Source organism: Proteiniphilum sp., assembly GCF_034331125.1.
GTDB lineage: Bacteria > Bacteroidota > Bacteroidia > Bacteroidales > Dysgonomonadaceae > Proteiniphilum > Proteiniphilum saccharofermentans.
On sequence record NZ_JAXQGC010000052.1, the window covers coordinates 1 to 21,345 of the forward strand.

Annotated in this window: 20 protein-coding genes; 10 read left to right on the forward strand and 10 right to left on the reverse strand. The window is 42.7% G+C overall.

Features of this window, described 5'->3' with window-relative positions; translation table 11 throughout:
- Window positions 1-9: 9 nt before the first annotated feature.
- Window positions 10-477 (reverse strand): hypothetical protein, encoded by a 468-nt coding sequence (locus tag U2P89_RS12735; RefSeq protein ID WP_322191582.1) that lies wholly within the window; start codon window positions 475-477, stop codon window positions 10-12.
- Between the two features lie 160 nt (window positions 478-637).
- Here U2P89_RS12735 and U2P89_RS12740 point away from each other — a divergent pair, with 160 nt between their 5' ends.
- Window positions 638-1,885, forward strand: a complete 1,248-nt coding sequence (locus U2P89_RS12740) for a hypothetical protein (RefSeq protein ID WP_322191583.1) — start codon at window positions 638-640, stop codon at window positions 1,883-1,885.
- Between the two features lie 20 nt (window positions 1,886-1,905).
- Window positions 1,906-2,409 (forward strand): hypothetical protein, encoded by a 504-nt coding sequence (locus U2P89_RS12745; protein WP_322191584.1) that lies wholly within the window; start codon window positions 1,906-1,908, stop codon window positions 2,407-2,409.
- A 1,173-nt stretch (window positions 2,410-3,582) separates the two neighbouring features.
- Here the strand turns inward: U2P89_RS12745 and U2P89_RS12750 are convergent.
- From U2P89_RS12750 to U2P89_RS12760, 3 genes are all read right to left on the reverse strand, one after another.
- On the reverse strand, window positions 3,583-3,930 hold the full coding sequence (locus U2P89_RS12750) for a DMT family transporter (protein ID WP_416188638.1): 348 nt from the start codon (window positions 3,928-3,930) through the stop codon (window positions 3,583-3,585).
- Window positions 3,931-4,054: 124 nt separating this feature from the next.
- Window positions 4,055-5,302, reverse strand: a complete 1,248-nt coding sequence (locus U2P89_RS12755) for an ABC transporter permease (protein WP_322191585.1) — start codon at window positions 5,300-5,302, stop codon at window positions 4,055-4,057.
- Complete coding sequence (locus U2P89_RS12760; protein ID WP_092027820.1) at window positions 5,256-6,500, reverse strand: pyridoxal phosphate-dependent aminotransferase; 1,245 nt, start codon at window positions 6,498-6,500, stop codon at window positions 5,256-5,258. Before U2P89_RS12760 ends, U2P89_RS12755 begins: the two co-directional genes overlap by 47 nt.
- A gap of 239 nt (window positions 6,501-6,739) precedes the next feature.
- Between U2P89_RS12760 and U2P89_RS12765 the strand changes: the two genes are divergently transcribed.
- Complete coding sequence (locus U2P89_RS12765) at window positions 6,740-7,528, forward strand: family 16 glycosylhydrolase (protein WP_076930429.1); 789 nt, start codon at window positions 6,740-6,742, stop codon at window positions 7,526-7,528.
- Here the strand turns inward: U2P89_RS12765 and queF are convergent.
- Together queF and queC are read right to left on the reverse strand one after the other, a co-directional pair.
- On the reverse strand, window positions 7,485-7,964 hold the full coding sequence (gene queF, locus U2P89_RS12770) for a preQ(1) synthase (RefSeq protein ID WP_276744904.1): 480 nt from the start codon (window positions 7,962-7,964) through the stop codon (window positions 7,485-7,487). The two genes, U2P89_RS12765 and queF, sit on opposite strands and share 44 nt — an antisense overlap.
- Window positions 7,965-8,042: 78 nt before the next feature.
- Window positions 8,043-8,717 carry a 7-cyano-7-deazaguanine synthase QueC gene (gene queC, locus U2P89_RS12775; protein ID WP_091909180.1) on the reverse strand — a complete coding sequence of 225 codons (675 nt, stop codon included), beginning with the start codon at window positions 8,715-8,717 and terminating at the stop codon, window positions 8,043-8,045.
- 231 nt (window positions 8,718-8,948) lie between these two features.
- On the opposite strand from queC, the gene pstS reads away from it, so the two are divergent.
- The 7 genes from pstS (at window position 8,949) to U2P89_RS12810 (ending at window position 16,121) form a co-directional block, all read left to right on the forward strand.
- Window positions 8,949-10,010: a phosphate ABC transporter substrate-binding protein PstS gene (pstS, locus tag U2P89_RS12780; protein WP_313382249.1), complete on the forward strand. Its 1,062-nt coding sequence runs from the start codon at window positions 8,949-8,951 to the stop codon at window positions 10,008-10,010.
- A gap of 147 nt (window positions 10,011-10,157) precedes the next feature.
- Window positions 10,158-11,015, forward strand: coding sequence for a phosphate ABC transporter permease subunit PstC (gene pstC / locus U2P89_RS12785; RefSeq protein WP_091909159.1), 858 nt, complete (start codon window positions 10,158-10,160; stop codon window positions 11,013-11,015).
- On the forward strand, window positions 11,012-11,887 hold the full coding sequence (gene pstA / locus U2P89_RS12790; RefSeq protein ID WP_322191586.1) for a phosphate ABC transporter permease PstA: 876 nt from the start codon (window positions 11,012-11,014) through the stop codon (window positions 11,885-11,887). Before pstC ends, pstA begins: the two co-directional genes overlap by 4 nt.
- Window positions 11,875-12,660, forward strand: coding sequence for a phosphate ABC transporter ATP-binding protein PstB (gene pstB, locus U2P89_RS12795; protein WP_313382252.1), 786 nt, complete (start codon window positions 11,875-11,877; stop codon window positions 12,658-12,660). The genes pstA and pstB overlap by 13 nt, the downstream gene beginning before the upstream one ends.
- Window positions 12,661-12,806: 146 nt before the next feature.
- Complete coding sequence (locus U2P89_RS12800; protein WP_019540744.1) at window positions 12,807-13,562, forward strand: phosphate signaling complex PhoU family protein; 756 nt, start codon at window positions 12,807-12,809, stop codon at window positions 13,560-13,562.
- A complete protein-coding gene (locus tag U2P89_RS12805; RefSeq protein WP_313382254.1) occupies window positions 13,559-14,269 on the forward strand; it encodes a response regulator transcription factor in 711 nt (236 codons plus the stop codon). Before U2P89_RS12800 ends, U2P89_RS12805 begins: the two co-directional genes overlap by 4 nt.
- A gap of 94 nt (window positions 14,270-14,363) precedes the next feature.
- Window positions 14,364-16,121, forward strand: coding sequence for an ATP-binding protein (locus tag U2P89_RS12810; protein ID WP_091909153.1), 1,758 nt, complete (start codon window positions 14,364-14,366; stop codon window positions 16,119-16,121).
- Between the two features lie 201 nt (window positions 16,122-16,322).
- Here U2P89_RS12810 and U2P89_RS12815 read toward each other — a convergent pair whose 3' ends face one another.
- The 4 genes from U2P89_RS12815 to U2P89_RS12830 all read right to left on the reverse strand — a co-directional run bounded on the left by U2P89_RS12815 (window position 16,323) and on the right by U2P89_RS12830 (window position 21,314).
- Window positions 16,323-17,873, reverse strand: coding sequence for a hypothetical protein (locus tag U2P89_RS12815; RefSeq protein ID WP_091909150.1), 1,551 nt, complete (start codon window positions 17,871-17,873; stop codon window positions 16,323-16,325).
- Between the two features lie 93 nt (window positions 17,874-17,966).
- The gene (locus tag U2P89_RS12820; protein ID WP_091909147.1) at window positions 17,967-18,731 is read right to left on the reverse strand and encodes a hypothetical protein; all 765 of its coding nucleotides are present in this window, start codon (window positions 18,729-18,731) and stop codon (window positions 17,967-17,969) included.
- A 10-nt stretch (window positions 18,732-18,741) separates the two neighbouring features.
- A complete protein-coding gene (locus U2P89_RS12825; RefSeq protein WP_313382256.1) occupies window positions 18,742-19,458 on the reverse strand; it encodes an endonuclease/exonuclease/phosphatase family protein in 717 nt (238 codons plus the stop codon).
- Between the two features lie 80 nt (window positions 19,459-19,538).
- On the reverse strand, window positions 19,539-21,314 hold the full coding sequence (locus U2P89_RS12830) for a RagB/SusD family nutrient uptake outer membrane protein (protein ID WP_091909143.1): 1,776 nt from the start codon (window positions 21,312-21,314) through the stop codon (window positions 19,539-19,541).
- Between the last annotated feature and the right edge of the window lie 31 nt (window positions 21,315-21,345).

The following is a 21,345-nucleotide window of genomic DNA, read 5'->3' on the forward strand; positions in this document are numbered from 1 at the left end:
TTTTATCTCTTATCCTCTGATTATCAACTTCATTTTTAACTGCGAAACATCAGTATAGTAATAGCCTTTACCAAAAAAAGGAGTCTCCACCATACCGATGGTAGCCGATGAATGTAATAGCAGGTTGGAAGTTGGCATTGTTGTAGCAATGGCCGTGCGACTCTTGCTATTGATGAAATCAGATGCGGCTCCGTGCCAGTGAATCTGGGGGAAGTTAGTTTCTTTATCCGAATGTTGTGGCTCCAGGGTGAACCGTTGGTAAGGAGTAAATTGCGGCAGAAGATTTTCTGCCGGATTCAGTCGGGGTAATCTTAACGGAAGCTGGCCGGATCTGAGAGAGTCGGCCTGTTTTGGCAATCCACCGGCGATTCCGGTTTTCAAATCCAGACTATCCGGTTTCACCGGGATATCCTGTGCAAAACTTTTCGACTGAACGAAGAAAAGGATCATCAGAAACGGAATATAAAAATGTTTCATATCGCTTGCGGAGTTAAGAGTTATCCTATTGGAACAAAGATAATAAAAAATTCAGGAAATCTTATTTTCAAATTTATCTCTATTATTAATTTATTTAATTCTGTGCACAATCTTATTCTTCTTCGCTGCCTGTGAATATGATAGGGACGATGTGTATTATGTGGATGTTCCGAAACCGGATGACACGGAGATCATACTTAATCTGGCTGATTTTCCTACAGGTGCTGCCATCTATATATACAAGAAAACAAAATTGCATTATCAACTTTCCTTACCGGAAGGGCAAGTGTTAAAAAAACGGTTCAGTCTGAATGGTGAAGAAATGTATCTGATGGATGGTTATTTCGAACTCGTACCAACCAGCAATGTCCGGACTACAAAAAAACTGACAGTTGATATAGAAGTAGATCCTCATTCTGAAAGTATTGCCGGTAAGCTGGGATTTGAAAATTATATAGGTAAATTTGAATATACGTTGGTTTTTATTCCTGATGCGGTGCTGCATCTCAACAATATTGTCCATCATAGAAATAAGGATGATCATTTTGAACTGACCTGGGACAAACCGGAGCTGGAACAATATACCGTAGATAAATACAGGATAACCTATTATCACAATAACAAAACGTATGTAAAAGAGATTACCGACCCTCATGAAACAGGTTTTGTAGACAGTTTAGCCGTGTTCGGTGCGTTATATTACAGGATAGAAACATTCTTTAAAGAAGCTATAAGGGAACCTTGGGTAGATGTATATACAACGGTAATTGAATTTCCAAAAAATTCTATCCGGTTTGAATATACCGGAGTCAATTCAGGAAAAATATCATGGCCGAAGAACGAATATAAGTCCAGATATGCTTTTGCAACCGGTTACTACGGCGATATAGTATACGAGGGGGAGGAAAATTATTTCGAGATCGATGACCTGATAGAGTTTACGCGGGATAAAAACAATCTGTTCCCTTTTTCGCAAGGTGTCCTGTATGAATTGTACGTTGTGCCTTTCGATACGAAGAGTATTAGTAAAGATGGGGCTTGGTCTATTCATTATGATGTGCTCTATTCGCCCAGTCTGATTACCATTGAAGACGGTTATTTGGATTTTCAAATTTGTACGGATACGCCAACGAATAGATTATTTGTCAGGAACGGGTATAACTTTTGGATTTATGATAAGGATGATTTGGAATTATTAGACCAGGGGGAAGTAGATGAATTATCCCTTTCATGGAATGGTCGGATTTTTTGCTCTGAGAAATCTTCATTGATAGTCATTCCCTCGAGTGGATGTATCGAGTTAGTCAGCTATGATCTTAAAAACTATGAGAAGCTACAATTCGATAGGGAAGAAGAACTTACTTATCGGGAATACCTCCTGCATCCATTATCGGTGCAAAGAACGTAGATAATTTTCCGGCACAAAATATGATTCATGTTATAGATATTGGTTATTTGTTTGAACAACATGAGTTTGGCTTAAAGGGGGGAGGATATCACTCCACAGGAGGAAAACTGTCTCTCAAAGATTATTCGGGAGAATATGCCAATAGGTTTATTGTGAATGGTGTCAGAGCTGGGATATATTATAAAAATTACTTCTTTACTTATGAAAACAGGAGGGGCAGGGAACTCTTCTCTTTCTTTGGGGAAGTATCTCCCGGTATGTTTATGACTCAATTTAAAAACCGGGGGTTTTTTGTGGTAAATGATGAAGAACTGGACAATTTTGATGACATATTTAATACATCCGGTTTTTCTTTTTTAACCCAGATAGGAACTAAATATTACATTACTGAAAAGATGAATATACATGTTTCGGTGGGTTATGACTTCGTTGCTAAAGCTGAATGGGGAGAATCTGCCTATAATTCCGCTTCGATCAATTGGAGTGGAATAAGATTTACCGGAGGAGTAGGATTCTCATTTTAGGAACAGCTCTATGGATGAAATCGTTACCTTATTCCGGAAGGAGATTTAACAGGAGAAAAGATCATCGGGTAATTTAAATAGTAAACCCTTTATGTGATGAAACAAAAAAAGCCGGCTGCAAAGCCGGCTTTTTGTATATGGTAGGAGTTCAAATCGTTCTGTACCGAACGGTGCAAAAACTGAAATGTGTTCAATTGCCTGAGAAAATCCCAAATTCTGTAAAAACTGAAACTGGCTTGGAAAGTCAATTTTATGATCTTTACAGGGGTTTATACTTCAGAATGCGGATACTTCAAAAAACGTCTGAAACGGTGTTTGAAGCCGTTAAAGCTGTTCTGAGAAGTCTTGTATATCATTCAATTCGATAACATTAAATCGTTTGATACATAATTTTTCCGGATTGTGAAGCAGAATCAGTCATACGAATGTAATCATGTATTTCAGCCCTCGAATTCTTACCGTCGGATTTTTTCCGGTTTGGAAAAGGCCGATGTAGTAAAAAATCAATGTTTGAGACCGGATTTTCATCCCTATTCCCGGAATTTACAAACTCTTGCATCTGTTTCCGGCGAGTTGGCTTGCCCGTGAAGGTTTACCTTTCAACCAAAATAGAACACAAAAGCAGTCACAAATTCTGCTAATGCCTGAAGATGGTTCATTCGTCCGAGTCGGTCGCTATTTTGCAATCACTTCCTTAAATATACAGATAAACTGCTATCAAGGGGGATCACATAACGAAAAACTTATGGTTCATCCGATAGAAACATTTTATCAATGTCTCACTCTTCATGAACAAAGAGAAAAACAAACGGATTTGCCGATCTCTTGAATGAAACTCTTCCCGTTGTGTACAAAATGTCAATGAACTCCTATGTATGTCTTTTGTACGAAATTCGTACTTTATCTCTCATTGTTGTTCTGCAAATATAACATACCGGACAAATAAATTGCAAATATTTTTGGTCGTTTTTATGAACAACTTCTCAACAGGTTATCAACAAGTTATTAACAGTGGTGTGCTGGATTGACTAAGAGAGTGGAGAGGTGGGAAGGTTGATGTGATGATAGAGATAGGAAGGTTTGTGATGTACCATCGCCAATATGAATAATGTGGAAAGGCGTTTGTAATTAGTAATTGCTAATTTGTATTTTAAATCAATTTTGCAATTTAAATCAATGATGTGCAGAAGTGAATTGCAATCCAACGATCGAAATAATTAGGGTGCTAAGGAAAAAGATTCTCCAGAAAGTGACCGGTTCCCTGAAAACCAGAATACCGAGGGCAACCGTTCCTACAGCACCGATGCCCGCCCAGACAGCATAAGCGGTTCCTGTCGGAATCGGGTGGTTGCCTCCCATCGATTTGAACAGTAAAAACATACTAAGGCTTACACAGGCAAGAAATATCGCAAGCCACAGCCACATCTCTTTGCCTGATGTCTGTTGCATCTTTCCCAGGCTCATCGCAAAAATTGATTCGAAAACTCCTCCAATAATCAGGATTATCCAGTTAATGTTCATTTTATACGACTATAATTATTTCTGCCCAAAGGTAGCAAAAAACTTCCATCTATAATTGTTTATTGTATTCAAAATAACTATATACATAGCAGACATTTGGGATTGTCGGCAATATACCGGTAAACTACTCAAACCGGATGGACTTGGCAGGAGTGATTCTGGCGACCAGATAGGAGGGGCCGATCATCATCAGTAAGGAGACGACGAGCGTACCGATATTAAGAAGAATAATATATAGCGGGTTGAGATCTACCGGTACTGCTGAGAGGTAATAGGTGGACGGATCGAGTTTTAGTAGCTGAAATTTATCCTGGATAAGGCAAAAAGCCAGAGCAATTATATTTCCCCATAACATCCCCTGTCCGATGAGAAAGGCTGAAAGATACAGGAAAACCTTGCGGATACTGAAATCCCTTGCTCCCATCGATTTCAGCATGCCGATCATATTGGTACGTTCGAGGATGATGATAAGCAGGCCAGAGATCATGGTGAAACCCGATACTACCAACATGAGAATGATGATAACCCACACATTCATGTCGAGTAGGTTCAACCAGTTAAATATCATGGGGTTGATGTCCTTGATGGAACGGGTATAAAGGGCATTGCCGAGACGGTCTTTGTATGATGCCATATCGAAGAAAAGATCCTGTGCAATCCTGTCGAGATTATCATAGTCACGTACCAGTACTTCGATCCCGCTCACCATATCACTATCCCATCCATTAAGGGAAGAAAGGATCTCATTCCCGACAATCACATAGAGTTTGTCATAATCTTCAAAATTGGTGCTGTAAATACCGCTAATATGAAACCGACGGGCACGGACAGGCTCCTGTACGAAATAGCAGGTGAAACTGTCCCCTGTCTTTAATCGTAATTTATCGGCAATCTCTTTTGAAATAATAGCCTGATTAGCCGTAATAGTATCGTTGGCTTGGATAATAGTTCCCTCTAGCAGGTTTTTCCTGAAAAATTTCCAGTCATATTTTTCTGACACTCCTTTCAATACCACGCCCATAAAATCATCGTCGGTCTTGATAATAGCCGGTTTGGTAATGAATTCCTGAAAGTGACGGATATCAGGGTTGGCAGTAAGTATGGACGCCAGTGTATCTGAGAATGCAATGGGGGCGTGTTCGTAGGATGAGTTGCTCTCAAAGGCGGTGATCTGGATATGGGAACCGAAACCCACCACCTTGGCACGTACCTCTTTTTTGAAGCCGACAATGATACATACTGCCACAATCATCACGGCCAGACCGAGCGCAATGCCGGCAATGGCAATTTTGATGGCAGGCGATGAGACCCGTTTATCGTTCTTTTTATCGCCTTTGTAAATCCGCCTCGCTATAAAGAGCTCCGCATTCATGTTTATGGGTATGTGGATATGCTTCAAGTGCTTTTTCCAGCACTATGAGCGCATTGTTTAGATCGTCTTTATTGAGCACATAAGCGATACGAACTTCATTTCTGCCCAACCCGGGAGTGACATAGAAGCCGGATGCGGGTGCCATGAAAATGGTCTGGCCCTGATAGCGGAAATCGGAGAGGCACCAAGCACAGAAAGCATCGGCATCATCAAGAGGGAGCTTTGCCAGGGTATAGAATGCTCCTTGTGGCATGGGGGAATAGACTCCGGGAATATTGTTCAGCCGTTCTATAAGGAAATCGCGGCGGCTCTTGTACTCGTCGAAGTTATGCTGCATATATGCGCCATTCTCCTGTAACGATGCATTGGCTGCGATCTGTCCGATTAAGGGTGGACTGAGGCGTGCCTGGCAGAACTTCATGACGGTATCATGTACCTTCCGGTTCTTAGTGATAAGTGCCCCGATACGGATGCCGCATTCACTATATCTTTTGGATACCGAATCGATTAGCACCACATTTTCTTCCACCTCTTTCAGATGACAGGCAGAAATATAAGGTGTATCGTTGTAGATAAATTCGCGGTACACCTCATCGGAAAAGAGGTAAAGATCATATTTTTTGACAAGTTGCCTTATCTGTTCCATCTCGTGGGGTGTGTAGACATAACCTGTGGGGTTATTGGGGTTGCAGATAAGGATTCCTTTGGTACGTTCATTGATCAGTTTCTCGAACTCTTCTATCGGGGGAAGGGCAAATCCCGTTTCCATGGTAGAGGGGATGGTACGGATGATCGCTCCGGCGGAAATGGCAAAAGCCATGTAATTGGCATAAGCCGGCTCGGGGACGATGATCTCATCGTCCGGGTTGAGACAGGCCATAAAGGCATAAAGCACTGCTTCCGATCCGCCGGCGGTGACGATGATTTCTTCGGGAGTGAGGCTGATATTGAACTTTTTATAGTAATCAACCAAATTCTCCCGGTAAAATCGGTAGCCGTCACTGGGACTGTATTCCAGTGTGGTGCGGTCGATATTGCGGATGGCGTCCAATGCCGATGCGGGAGAAGGTAGGTCGGGCTGGCCGATATTGAGGTGATATACTTTTACCCCCTTTGCCTTGGCAGCATCGGAAAGCGGTGCCAGTTTTCGTATGGGTGAAGGAGGCATCTGTATGCCCCGTTGGGATATGTGCGGCATAATGTTCGCGTTGATTGTAACCTTTGTAAATCTTTTTTCCTTATGACAGATAGGGAGCAAAGGTAATAAAAAAGTTGGAGTATACTCTATCAGAAAGTGGAAAAGTGAAAAGATGGAAAAATGATTGGAAGGCGGGCTTTATAGACTTTTTAAATGATTAACACTTATTATTGTGATGGAAATAGACCTTGAAAAAGGATTGTAGTAAGTTTGTCCCCTGAAATTAAAAAAGAAAAAAGATGACACGTAACACAATCTTAGTAATGATTCTTGCACTTACAGCCGGACTGGTTGCTTGTACAGGACAAAAAAGTGATCCGGATAAATTCAGAAAAGGGTGGACTCTGGCATGGGAGGATGATTTTGATGGTAAAACAGGGCTGGATACCTGGTCAAAGATACCCAGAGGAAAACAACACATGAGCCGATATATGAGTGACAATGAAGCTCTCTATATCTTGGAAGACGGACTACTTGTACTCCGGGGAGTAGAGAATGCCGGGAATAATGCGGAAATTCCATTTCTTACCGGAGGTATTACCCGGCAAGGGGTGAAAAAGAACAGTGTAAGCAGGGTTGAAGTAAGGGCTCGCATGAATCCGGTAGCGGGGGCTGTACCGTTTGTTTCATTACTCCCTTCGGATGGAACCGGAAATATCGCTATCGATATCATGGAGCGGTATGGTTATGACGAGTTCATCTACCAGTCAGTTACCTCACAATATACCACCACAGAGGGGATGCCGGATAATCCGCCTTCCAGCGCATTGGTCGGTGTAAATCCCAATCAATTCCATACCTATGGGGTGGAGACCTATCCTGACAGTGTTGTGTTTTTTGTGGATAACAACCGTACTAAAAAATACCCACGTATCTTGACTGATATCCCGGGACAGTTCCCGTTCAATGACATGGATCTTGATCTGTTTATTGGGATCCGGCTCAATAAAGATACTGACTCTACTGAATTACCGGTAGATATGTTTATCGATTGGGTACGTTATTACGAACCGGAAACGAATAATTAAAAAGTCGCTCTTCGGCTAGTTTTTCGTATTTGGTACCCTTCCGCCCATAATTGGCATACGGATAGATGCTGATGCCTCCACGGGGAGTGAAGATACCTGTCACCTCAATATATTTGGGATCCATCAGCCGGATCAGGTCTTTCATGATGATGTTCACACAATCTTCATGAAAGGCTCCATGATTGCGAAAACTGAAAAGATAGAGCTTAAGGCTTTTGCTTTCCACCATCTTTATGTCGGGTATATAGTCGATGCGGATGGTAGCAAAATCGGGTTGGCCTGTGATAGGGCAGAGGCTGGTGAATTCCGGGCAGTCGAATGTAACCCAATAGTCGTTTCCCGGATGTTTATTGTCGAATGCTTCCAGCATCTCCGGTGCGTAATCTTGCTTGTATTCTGTTTTGCCACCCAGGTGGCTGAGTCCTTTGTGTTGCATAACCGTTGTTGTTTCTCGAAAAATCGAATATAAATTAAAGGGTAGGATTTAGGGTCGGCTGTATTTCCGTCCAGTTAATTACAGGCTGTTTTCCCGTTCTGCTAAATATTCCTGCAATCCCTTGTTCCGTAACCGGCAGGCGGGACAATGGCCGCATCCTTCGGCCAGAATTCCGTTATAGCAGGTAAGGGTTTCATTTTTTACAATATCGAAAACACCCAGTTCATCAGCCAATCGCCATACCTCTTTCTTATTGCGCCACATAAGCGGCGTATGGATCACAAACTGGTTATCCATAGCCAGGTTGAGTGTGGCATTGGCTGAGCGGATAAAAGTATCCCGACAATCTGGATAACCGCTGTAATCGGCTTCTGATACCCCTGTTACTAAATGTTTGACTCCCTGTGCGTAGGCGAGAGTTGCAGCAAAAGTAAGAAACAGCAGGTTTCTGCCCGGAACAAAAGTATTAGGGTAAGAGCCGGCCGGTTGCTCTTCATCCATCTGTACGGAGAAATCGGTCAGTGAATTCGGTGCCAATCGGGAGATGATACCCGCATCCAATACTTGAAACGGAGTGCCGGCCATTTCAGCGATCCGTCGTGCATTTTCAACTTCCTGAGAGTGACGCTGTCCGTAGGTGAAACAGAGCGCGTAGGTGTTTCTGAATTGTTGCTTTGCCCAATAGAGGCAGGTCGTGGAGTCCTGCCCGCCCGAGAAGAGCACAAGGGCATCCTGTTCTTTGTAATCTTTCATTGTTCTTTGTTTTTATGTGGTTCCCTAAGCTACACAGAAAAGCGTTAGCTTTTCATTGCAAAGATACGAACGTTTTTTACTCATAAAGGTTGATTTAACGATACTTTTTTACAGATAAGAGGTAAATCCCTGAACTACAATCTTAATAATTTTGTAACATTTTTGTAACTACATTGTAACATCCATGTCGTACTTTTGTGCAAAATATCCGAAGGAGGACAATATTTATTGATGCAACGATTATCTCAGCTTTTATTTCTGCTTGTTTTACTTATATCCTGTAACAACAATTCAGCCAATGAAGAAAAAGGCGGCTCAGGAATGTCTTTATCCGGTGCAGGTGCCACTTTTCCCTATCCTTATTATAATATTGTTTTTCGCGATTACATGCGATTGAACGGAGGTTTAAAGGTAAGCTATGGCGCCATTGGCAGTGGTGGAGGAATTCGCAGCCTGCGTGACCGCTCGGTGGATTTCGGTGCCAGCGACGCCTTTCTGAATAGTAAGGAAATCGCATCGATGAATGCGGAAGTGGTTCATGTTGCAACCTGTATGGGCGGTGTAGTGATGGCTTATACCCTCGAAGGAGTAGATAGCCTCCGGCTGACAGGGCCTCTTGTTGCGGATATCTATTTGGGAAATATCAGAAAATGGAACGACCCGAAACTCCAGGCGATCAATCCGAATGTGCCATTACCTGATCTGGATATCACCCCTGTGTACCGGTCGGACGGTAGCGGGACGACCTATAATTTTTCGGAATACCTGTCCATGGTGAGTTCCGATTGGGACAGTGTGATGGGTAAAGGAAAGGCCCTGAAATGGGAGGCGGGTATCGCGGCAAAAGGAAATCCCGGAGTAGCCGGTATTGTGCAGCAGACTGAAGGAGCTGTCGGATATATCGGTTCGGAATATGCACTCACACTGAAGCTTCCGGTAGCCAAACTCAGGAACAAAGCGGGAAATTATGTAGATGCTACGCTTGAAACCATCTCTGCAGCCGCCAACGTAGCGTTGCCCGACGATATGCGGGCGACAATTATTGATTCGGACGATCCGAATGCTTATCCTATCAGCCTTTTTACCTGGATACTTGTTTATAAAGATCAGCAGTATGGCAACCGCACAAAAAAAGAAGCGGAGGCGCTTGTAGACTTGCTTAGTTATATAATCAGCGACGGTGGACAAAAAGTGGCAGCACAGATAAACTATGCGCCTCTTTCTGCTCAAGCGATAGAGAAGACAAAAAAACTGATCGGAGAGATACATTACGGCGGGGAGTTAATCAATTGACAATTGACAATTGATAATTTGATGATTTAGCGATTTGTTGATTCAGGGAGAAATTGCTAATATTTAGTCGAAATCAGAAATAATAAAAAATAAGAGGCTGTTAATCAATTTGTAATTAGTAATTATTAATTAGTAATTATTAAATGAATGAAAGATAAATTATTCCGGATAGTACTTTTCTTAGCGGCGTTAGTAATCCTGTTGCTTGCGGCAGGAATTATTTATGCATTGGTGAGCCGTTCTGTAGAAGCTTTCGGTGAATATGGTATCTGGGGATTTGTAACCAATGCTGAATGGGATCCCCGTTCGGCGACGGAAGAATATGGTGCGCTCTCTTTTATCATGGGAACGCTCTATACTGCGTTTTTTTCCCTTTTGCTTTGTATTCCCTTTGCACTGGCAGTAGCTCTGTTCAACGGTGAATATTTTAAGGGTACCAAACTATCCTCTTTTGTGAGTTCCATTGTGGATCTGCTGGCCGGTATTCCCTCTATTGTGTATGGTTTATGGGGATTCTATACCGTTCGTCCCATTATCATAGAGATAGGAGTCAATGCACAGGGATTCGGTATATTTCTCTCATCAGTCGTATTGGCGATCATGATCATTCCTTATGCTTCGTCACTAAGTGCTGAATTTCTGTCAATGGTTCCCAATAAGCTCAAAGAGGGGGCATATAGCCTTGGAGCCACACGGTTAGAGGTCGTGCAGCATATCAGTCTTCCTACCGCAGCATCGGGAATTGTAGCCTCCTTTATCCTGGCGTTGGGACGCGCCCTTGGTGAGACGATGGCGGTAACCATGCTGATTGGGAATACTAACAGGATACCGCAGGGATTGCGCGATACGGGAAATACCATGGCGAGTGTGATTGCCAACCAGTTTGGTGAAGCCGACGGGCTTAAACTAAGCGCATTGATCGCCATCGGCCTGTTGCTGTTTATTATTACGGCACTCATCAATTTGATAGCCAAAATGGTAATGAAAAAGTTAGCGAGGACATGAACCATCATAAAATAACACATACGGGATGGCGGAAAGGAAAGGATAAAACGACCTTTGTACTGGTTTGCCTTTTTTCACTGGTAGCCATGTTCCCTCTGTTCTTTATCTTGTGGGATGTGATCTCGAAAGGATATAAGAATTTCAATTTGCGTCTCTTCACAGAGGTGACCCCTTCGTCGATGGATGCCATGCTGGCACGGATGAACGATGAACCTATTCCCGGTGGGATATTGAACGGGATCACGGGTACGGTACTGATCGTGGGAATGGCCATCCTCTTTTCGGTATTCCTGGGATTGTTTATCGGGATTTATCTTGCCGACAACAGGGGAAAACGGTTTGCAGGGGTGGTGAGTTATCTGACCGACCTGCTGCAGGGAATGCCCTCCATCGTCATCGGAATAATTGCTTATGCATGGATAGTGAAGCCGCTGGGTGGTTATTCGGCCCTGGCCGGTAGTGTGGCGCTTACTATTATGATGCTGCCGATGATTGTACGTTCTACCGAAGAGACGCTGAAAATGTTACCTGTAGCCTATAAAGAGGCGGGACTTGCATTAGGATCGTCATACACCAGCGTGGTATTCAGGATATTAATCCCTTCCGGATTTGGAGGAATCTTTACCGGTATACTCCTTGCCGTATCACGTGTGATGGGAGAGACCGCTCCACTGATGCTTACCGCACTCGGAGCGTCTGTAGTGAACTGGAAAGTGATGGAACCCACCAGTGCAATTCCACTGCTGATCTGGGATTTCTACAACGACCCGAACTTAGTAGATTTGATCTGGTCATCGTCGCTCCTTTTATTGATCGTAATATTCCTGTTAAACTGGATAGCCAAAATTGTAGCACGTAAATGGAAAGTGTAAAAATAGCAAGCGGAAAGACTCCCATTCTTCAATTGAAAGAGGTGTCGGTCTCCTATTCACCCGGCAGTTTTGCCGTGAATAAGGTGTCGACCAATATCTATCCCAATACCATCACCGCCATCATGGGGCCGTCGGGCTGCGGAAAGAGTACGCTTCTGCGCGCCATTAACCGTATGCATGATCTTTATCCCCATATCAAAACCACCGGAGAGATCATACTGAAAGGGAAAAATGTACTGGCAATGGATCCGATGGAGGTACGCCGTATGGCCGGAATGGTGTTTCAACAACCCAATCCTTTCCCTACGATGAGTATCTACGATAATGTACTGGCGGGATATAAACTGAATGGCATCCGCCTGAAAAAGCGGGAAAAAGATGATATTGTGGAGCAAAGCCTGCAAAGTGTGGGACTGTGGGACGAGGTGAAGGATGTGATGACAAAAAGGGGATCATTCCTCTCGGGAGGCCAGCAACAACGGCTTTGCATAGCCCGTGCGCTTGCTTTGAACCCTGAGGTATTACTGATGGATGAACCCACCTCGGCGCTCGATCCGATATCTACCAATAAGATTGAGGAGTTGCTGTTGCAACTGAAAAAGGATTTCACCATCATCATAGTGACCCATAATATGTCGCAGGCAGCACGTATATCGGATAATTCCATGTTCATGTATTTGGGTGAGCTCGTGGAACATGGAAATACCACACAGATGTTTACCAAACCACAGAACAAACGTACAGAAGAGTATCTGACCGGTGTTTTTGGGTAAGAGCACTTTAGTTAGATAATACGGGGTCAACCCCGAATATTGAAAACAACTAACGGAGTAAACGTTTACGTTGTGAGATAAAGAAAAATGAGTATTTTTGCCTGTTAGGAACAGGAGCATAGATTATCTTAAATAATGAGGGAACAATGAACAGCGGGAACGAAAAAGGTAATGCCCCATACGTGAGGGGAATCAAAGACAACTATATAGATCAGTTGCATGGTGATTTCCAGTTGATTTCGGAAATTGTACTGACACAGATAAAACTGGCTTCTGATCTGGTTCGGGATAATCGTAACAAAGAGATCATTCCCCAGTTGAAACGGAATGAGAAATTGATTAATTCGCTGGATGTCACTATCAAGGAAAAAGTGATTAACGCCATCATGCTTTTTACACCCCGGGCTTCTGATTTGCGCCGACTGATGGCCTATCACGATATGACTATTTCGATGGAGCGGGTGGGCGATCTGATCGAGAATATTGCTTTCGCATTGGAAGGAATAGATTTTTCGTTGGCTGGATTCGAGAAATATAAAAAACCTATCGATAAGATGTTTGTGCAGACAGACAAGATGCTGAAAAATGCACTTTTCGCCTTTACCGGTGTGAGTAATGAAATGGCATACGATACCATACAGATGGACGATAAGGTAGATAAACTGGAACGGAAAATCGAGCGTCAACTGGCAGAAGATTTCCAGAACGAAGTACAGAGTTCGCAGTCACTGGTAAATATTATGAACCTCAACAGTATCTCTTACTATCTGGAACGTATTGGTGATAAGGCGGTGGATATAGCTGAATCGGCTGTATATGTGATCGAGGGAAGAGATATCCGCCATGTGAAAGAATCCAAAAAACCGGTAGCCGGTGAAAAATCAGGAGATGAAGCAAGATGAAAGGTAGAATTTTAGTTGTTGACGACGAAAAGGATATCTGCGATATCCTGCAATTCAATCTGGAGAACGAGGGATATATCGTAGATGTAGCCCATTCAGGAGAGGACGCATTGGAGATGATCACCGATATACATGGGGTTATTATCCTCGATGTGATGATGGGTGGAATTTCCGGGTTTAAAGTGGCCGAAAAATTACGAAAATCGGGAAATTTCGTGCCGATTATTTTCCTTACGGCCAAGAATACTGAAAACGATATGCTGACCGGATTTTCATTGGGGGGAGATGATTATATAGCCAAACCATTCTCGGTGAAAGAAGTGCTTGTCCGTGTAAAAGCATTGCTCAAACGTAGTGCACTCACTAAAATGGCGCCGGCTGAGCCTGTGCCGACCGACTGGAGCTATAAAGGATTGAATATTGATCTGCAGGGCAACCGTGTGACCATCGACGGAAATGAGGTATCACTCACTAAAAAAGAGTTTGAAATCCTTTCTCTGCTGGCACGTACATCGCCTAATTTGCTTACCCGCACGGAAATACTCAACAGCGTATGGGGTGAGAACGAGTTTGTGCTCGACCGTACTGTCGATGTGCATATTACTCGCCTGAGAAAGAAGTTGGGAGATTATGCAGGTATTATTGTAAATCGTTCCGGATTCGGTTATTATCTGAATATCGACGCTAAAGACGATTTGACAATGTGATGATTCGGTGATTTTCTGTCATTACTCGACATAATGCAGATAAATTTGCCCCTGCCCATCGGTCTTAAGCAAATTCACTTTTAGTTTTTAGAAAATGAAACGAAAAGTATCTTTTAAAACTCGTATCTTACTTAACTTCTCAGTGATCATAGGGCTTTTCACTGTGGGGATTATCCTGTTTGAACAGCAACAGTTCAAAAATGAACGTACACTCAGTCTGGAGCGTACACTTGAGAATAACGCCGATATTGTGTACCGGTATCTCAACGAGAATAGCATTGATTTGCAAAAAGAGCCGGAACGGGTGGGGGAACTGTTACGCTATATGCCCTCTGATGTGCGTTTTACCATTATAAACTGGGAGGGACGTGTACTCTACGACAACTTTTTGGATGTCAGTAAGATGGAGAACCATCTGAAACGTCCCGAAGTCCAGAAATCGATTGGTTTTGGAAATGGGTCGAATATCCGTATCTCGGATAGTGATAATATCAAATATCTCTATTATTCCAAAAAATACAATGAAGGTTATTTTATCCGGTTAGCGGTTCCGTATGATGTGAAACTACAATCATTTATCAATTCCGGGAGTTCGTTTATCATATATATACTTCTCTTTTTCGTGGTGTGTATACTGATGATGCTTTATTTCTCCAACCGATTCTCCAGATCGTTGAAAGAGTTAAGGGAATTTTCGTTGAACGTGAGAAATGATGTTAAGATACCGGCCAGTTTCGTTTTTGCCGATGATGAGGTGGGAGAGGTGAGTGCCGATATTGTGGAGAACTACAACCTGTTGCAGGAAAATCGACGTAAACTGGCGGCTGAGCGTGAGAAACTGCTGCAGCATTTTCAACTTTCTGAAGAGGGAATCGCCATCTTTTCGAAAGATCGTAGGGAAATCTATGCTAATTCTCATTTCCTGCAATTCCTGAATATGATCTTGGATAATCCAACATTGGAGACTGAACTGATCTTTGAAGATCCAATTTTCAGCGAGTTTGTCAATTTTCTTAATACAAAACCAAGAGAAGGAAATATTTTTTCGAAACGTATTGAGAAGAGTGGCAGACAATTTAATGTGCGGATTATTATTTTTGAAGATGAGAGTTTTGAATTCTATATCAGTGATATTACCAAATCGGAGAAAACACGCCTGCTCAAACAGGAAATGACCAATAATATCGCACATGAACTTCGTACGCCGGTCACCAGCATTCGTGGTTATCTGGAAACGATCCTCAACCTCTACGATGATAAGGGTGACAACAATGAACGTATTCACGGTTTTCTCGACAGGGCTTATACACAGACTATCCGTCTTTCGGAATTAATTCAGGATATCAGTATGCTGACCAAGATAGAAGAGGCGCCCGACCGGTTCGAACAGGAGCAGGTGAATATGAAAGAGCTACTGCGCGAATTGAGAAATGATCTGTCTGACAAACTGAAGGAGAAGAGTAGTACATTTAATGTAGATGTAAGCGATAATGTGGTGGTTTATGGCAGTCGCACGCTTCTTTATTCTATTTTCAGGAACCTGATAGAAAATGCTATTTCCTATGGCGGTGAAAATATAGATATTATGGCGCGTTGTTATAACGAAAATGAGAATACCTACTTCTTTGAGTTTTATGATACGGGTACAGGAGTTGATGAGAAACACCTGGTACGTATTTTTGAACGCTTTTACCGGGTGAGTGAAGGTCGAACACGTAATACCGGTGGATCAGGATTAGGACTTTCCATTGTCAGGAATGCAGTGTTGTTTCATAAAGGAAGTATCGTGGCAAAGAACCGGCCGGAAGGAGGGTTACGCTTCCTGATGACTTTTCCGAAGATTATAAAATAAACCTAAAACAAGGTAACTACTCTGATTAAGTAACCCTATACAAGTTGTATATGTATTCAACGGACGCTCATAATAAAAATAACTGTCCGGATATCAATAAACCCCAAGAGTTAGAAAAACTTTTGGGGTTTATTTCAATATTATTCCTGCTGTTTTGAATTAATGGCTTTTCGGGAATAATATGCTATCTTTAACATTGCATTATTGCTGTACAATTATTTTCAATTTAGTAGTTCTACCGTAGAGTTTCGTTACTCCTTCGTATACAAATCCTGGCAGATTAGGGCCCGTATAGTGAGCAGAGGCTCCGGGGGTAGTACCTCCGGTGATTGGATCGGCTATCTTACAGCCGTCATCACTGGTTGCATCCATATCGTCTGCGGCTTCAATAACTTTCATGATACCCAATTTATCCTCCGATCCGTTAACTACCCGTCTGAAAGCAATGTATGTGCCGGATGTGATTTCCATACTACAATTTCCGCTGGCTCCGGCATTAGTCCGCTGTCTCAATATTCTATTGGCATCGTTGTTGACCATAGCAGGAGCAACATAACTATCCAAAGCGGATAAAGCTTCGAATGTTTCCCAGTTCCCAGTGGTTGTTTCAAAGAAATTATCCAGATCCAGGGTAGCGACCTCTTCTTGGGAAAGGATTCTAAATCCGATAGCATTTTTTGTCATGCCGCCGAGCCAGTCCGTATCAACCTGCCGTCCTACCGGACCTCCACTTAAACGAGCAGCACTTACGTATGCAAAACCTCTGCTGCCAACCGGTACCCGATCGGAATTTCTCCAGATATTGACAAAAGCAAAGTCAATACTTCCGGAAGGAGCATCTACTGCTTCTTTCAGTGTCACTACATTCTTTATTTCATTACCTACCTGAATTCCTTCTATTGAGAACAGGTAAGGCTGTGTGGGAATTACTCCGGCGTTAGACATAATTTCCCATTCAGGAGCCATTTCAAAATCTTCAAATATAAGTGCCCTGCCTTCCGGTATACCGGTAATTGATTTGATATCTGCATATGCCGTTGTTTTAAATCCCTCTTTATCGGTCACAACCACACTGATAGCATCTGCCCTTTCATCGTCTACCGTGATATCGAAACTAAAACTCTTCTCTGTTTCAGAGGAACCAACTTCAATCAGCCCAGGCGTAGACAATTCCAGATAAGGAGTTTTTCTAACCAGTGCGTAGGTAATGGATGCTAAATCTTCGGCAGATGAGGTGGTTCCTTCGATAGTTACAGACTCATTAAGTTCAATCTGGTCGATTTCCGATGGATTAAGTGTAACCCTTGGCGGCACTCCTTTGAGTTTTTCTATCACGATAGGAGCAATGGTTGTTTTTGTATAAATGTCGGTAGCAAATATGCCTATCGCTGTTGTCGACGCATCGGAAAGAGATATATTCAGAGAGAAATCTAATTCATTCGGGAAACTATCGAGTATTTGAAAGACCCTGTTATTTCTGCTTATTTCTTCATATCCGACATCAGCATTGCCTTTGAGTAATGTAATATAGATGTCGCGTAATCCATTGTTGGATTCAATACTTCCTGTTACCGTTTGGGTTTGTTGGAATAAGGCTTCTTCCAATGATGTGGAAGAGGTAATATTTACTACCGGCGGCGGATAAGCATTATCGTCGGTATAATCCACAGCGACCTCTCCATCGCTACAGGTGGCAAATATGGCCAGACTCAATGCCAATAGCGTATAAATTATCTGTTTGCACCTTTTCATATCATATCTGTTTTTTAATTGTTTATATTCTGTTTTAATGCCTGGATAACTACGATCCGATCTATGTTATCCTGTTGATAATCTTGTTTTATTCTATAAGAACTCTACCTGTAACAGAAAACTTTTTATATTGCCGCTGACCGACCCTTCGGTGAAATCCCGGAACTTCCATTTCGTAGAGCCGAACAGATAAATAACGTATTCACTATTCCTGTCGGAATTCTCTATTATTTCCAGTGTATATGAGCCGTCGGTAAGTGTGGAAGTTGTGGATTCCAGAACAGGCACCAGGTTTCTCCTGATTGTACCGGTTACCAGAGTCGAAGATGTTTGGGCCGATCTGAACAGGCTGGCAGAAGCTGATATCTGATTTTCGGAATCAAAAGAGAGGAGTGCCGTGCGAGCTGTAAGACCTTGCTTAATTTCAACACCAACCGGCATCATTCTGCATGCATCTGCAACAACTGTTTGTTCCATCTCCGGAACAGGTTTCTCATATAATACAACACTCCCTCTGTATTCCGTTTCTGTTGTTGAAACAGGAACAAAAATGGGAAATCGTTCGGCTGAAACGGCAATATTGGCTCCCGGGTTAATTCTTGAGGCTCCGTAAGTGACATTAGCCCTGTCCAGTATAATAACATGGCTGTCGTTTCCTTTTATTGCCAAACTCACAGCATTGTAGTTGTTCGTAGTATAAGGATTATTACCTGTTAAATCGGAAACAAACGTCACTTTTGCCGTTCGCGTTTTATCCCATTCTGTACCGGGTTCCGGCTCTATATTATCGTTTCCTGAGCAACCGGTTATTAGAAAACAGAAGAATGAAGCAATCAGGTATAAATTGATTTGTTTCATAACATAATACTTATTGAAATTCGACCTCTGCCAACATGGCACAATGGTCTGTTATTGCTGCACTATTGGATAATACCTGGTATGATTTGACATTCCATTTATCCGTTGGTTTGGCAAAGATGTAATCTATCTTGCTGGCTGGATTGGAAGCCGGAAATGTAGCGAAATTATTACATACCCTTTTCCATGATGCCATCCCGGTACTTATTGCCGTTTCACTGGGAAATGCGTTGAAATCACCTGCCAGTAAAGTAGGAAGAGAGGTTCCTATAGCGGCATTCAACTGCTGTACCATAGATTGTCTTACACCATTGGTCGAGTGATCCAGGTGGGTTACTGCCATCCGTACTTTCTCCTCTGTACCGGGTAGGGTTACATCAATAAACAAGACAGTGCGCATTTCCTTCATTTCACTGGCGTTGCCGGTCAGTTGTGTATTGGATATTTTTTCGATAGGATATTTGGAGAGTATGGCTACTCCATATTCTCCCTGGGAATATGTGATTGCGCGTCCAAAAGCTGAAAAATATCCTGTTTCCGCTGCCAGTTCTGTTGTAAAATCCCGGAATCCGTTTCGTGCTGTTTTGTAATCTATTTCCTGTAGCATCACGAAATCGGGATTATACTGTTCTATATAATCTGCAAAGGGGGCAGCATTGTATCCTGCCATTTGTCCGGACATCCGGGTATTGATGTTCAATACCCGGATAGTGGTTTGTGATGCCAATGTCCCACATGTTAGTAATAACAATAAGGAACACACTATATATTTTAATTTATTCATTATCGAGTACAGTTTTAGTCTGATTAGTCGTCCCATCCAGGATTATTTGGCCGCAGATTCGGATTCAGTTCCATTTGTCTGTAGGGAAGGGAGAATAGATAATTTTTAGGATTTTCAAAAACACGGGAATCATCAAAAATGAGAAATCCGTTCTCGTCGAATTTCGTGCTGGATGTGAATACCGACTGGTCATAGGCATAATCCCTGCGGATACCTTTTAAAATACCCATTTGCTGACGTTCGGGAGTTTCAGATTTGTCCACTCCCAATTCATATCCTTGTTCCCATCTTACCAGATCGAACCAACGATGTCCTTCCATGAAGAGTTCCACACGGCGTTCGCGTTGCAATTCCGTTTTCAGATCCAGGCCATTGGCTTCCAATTCGCTCAACACCATTCTTTTCATACCCACTCTGTCTCTGAGGATATTGATGGTTTCGTCTATTACGCTTTGATTCAGGCTCCCCAGATTATACATAGCCTCTGCATAATTCAGGAGTACCTCTCCGTAACGAATGAGAATAATGTCATTATCGTCCTGATTGTAAATCGGAACTTTCGAAGGCTCGCAATATTTCAGGCAATAATATCCTGTGTAAGTTACGGCACCTCTACCGTCGTTATTGAATTTGGGAGATCTGAAAATGTTCGTTCTGGAAGCATCTTCGTCAGGATTGGTCGTGCCTCTGCCGTCAACTCTTCCGTGCCATTTGTCGTAGCCGGGATATACGATGGATTGTTTGAGTCTGGGATCACGATTTACAAATACACTGTCGTAAGCGCTGTATGCCGGTGTATAGGTGCCGTTTCCTTTATATAATGGCGATTTGTCGATCGGTAATCCGTCAATACATAAGTAGCTGTCGACAAGAGATTTTGTCGGATTGAAGCGAATGATCTGATCGGGTACCTGTAATTCCCTGCTTAAATTATGTCGGGTCGGGTTGGAGAGTTCAAAATTATATACATACGACAAGATGGCTTCTTTGTTGTTTGCATTTCTGGAAGCCCTTCCTATAAACGTGAACAGGTCAAAATAATCCTGGTTTGGACGGCCTGTGGAATAAAGCTGATGATAGGCAAATCGCCCGCCGGGCATCAACTCTTTGGCGGCATCCCTTGCTCTTTCCCAGCGTTTGTTTTGTAATGCCACACGCGACTCAAATGCCTTTGCTGCAGCACCAGAGATACGTCCGAAGTCGGTAGTTGCAGGGGCAATATGTGGAGGTAGACTTTCAGCTGCTTCACTTAACTCATCCAACATAAAGTCGACGATTGTTTCCCTCGATGTCCGAGGGGCCATCATGGCTTCATCTCCAGCATTTACAGGTTCTGTTACAAAAGGAACATCTCCCCAGAAACTGGTAAGATAGAAATAAAGGAGCGCCCTTAGAAAACGGACTTCTCCGGCATATCGTTCTAATATTTCGGGATCTACCGTTGTAGCTCTCGTGTAATTATTAAGGAAGTGGTTACATCTTCTTAACTGTCTGTAAGAATCCCGGAAACGGGTATTCAGCGTGCTGAAATCGGATCCGTACAATCCACTACCTATTTGCCGCCATCCACTCATCGTATACCAGGGAGCATTGTCACTCAGCCCTTCCGACATATTGATGGGTAAGTCCTTTCCTACCAAAGCCCAATAGCAGGCATTTGCGGCATTCTTTACCTGTAGTTCCGATTCCCAGAAGTTTTCGTCAGAGAGTTCATCCAAAGGCGCTCTTTCCAGAAAACTGTCGTTGCAGGAGAAAAGAAACGGAAATAAAGCCAGTATCAATAATATATTCTTTTTCATACGATTATTTTTATTTTTTACATTATTGTGT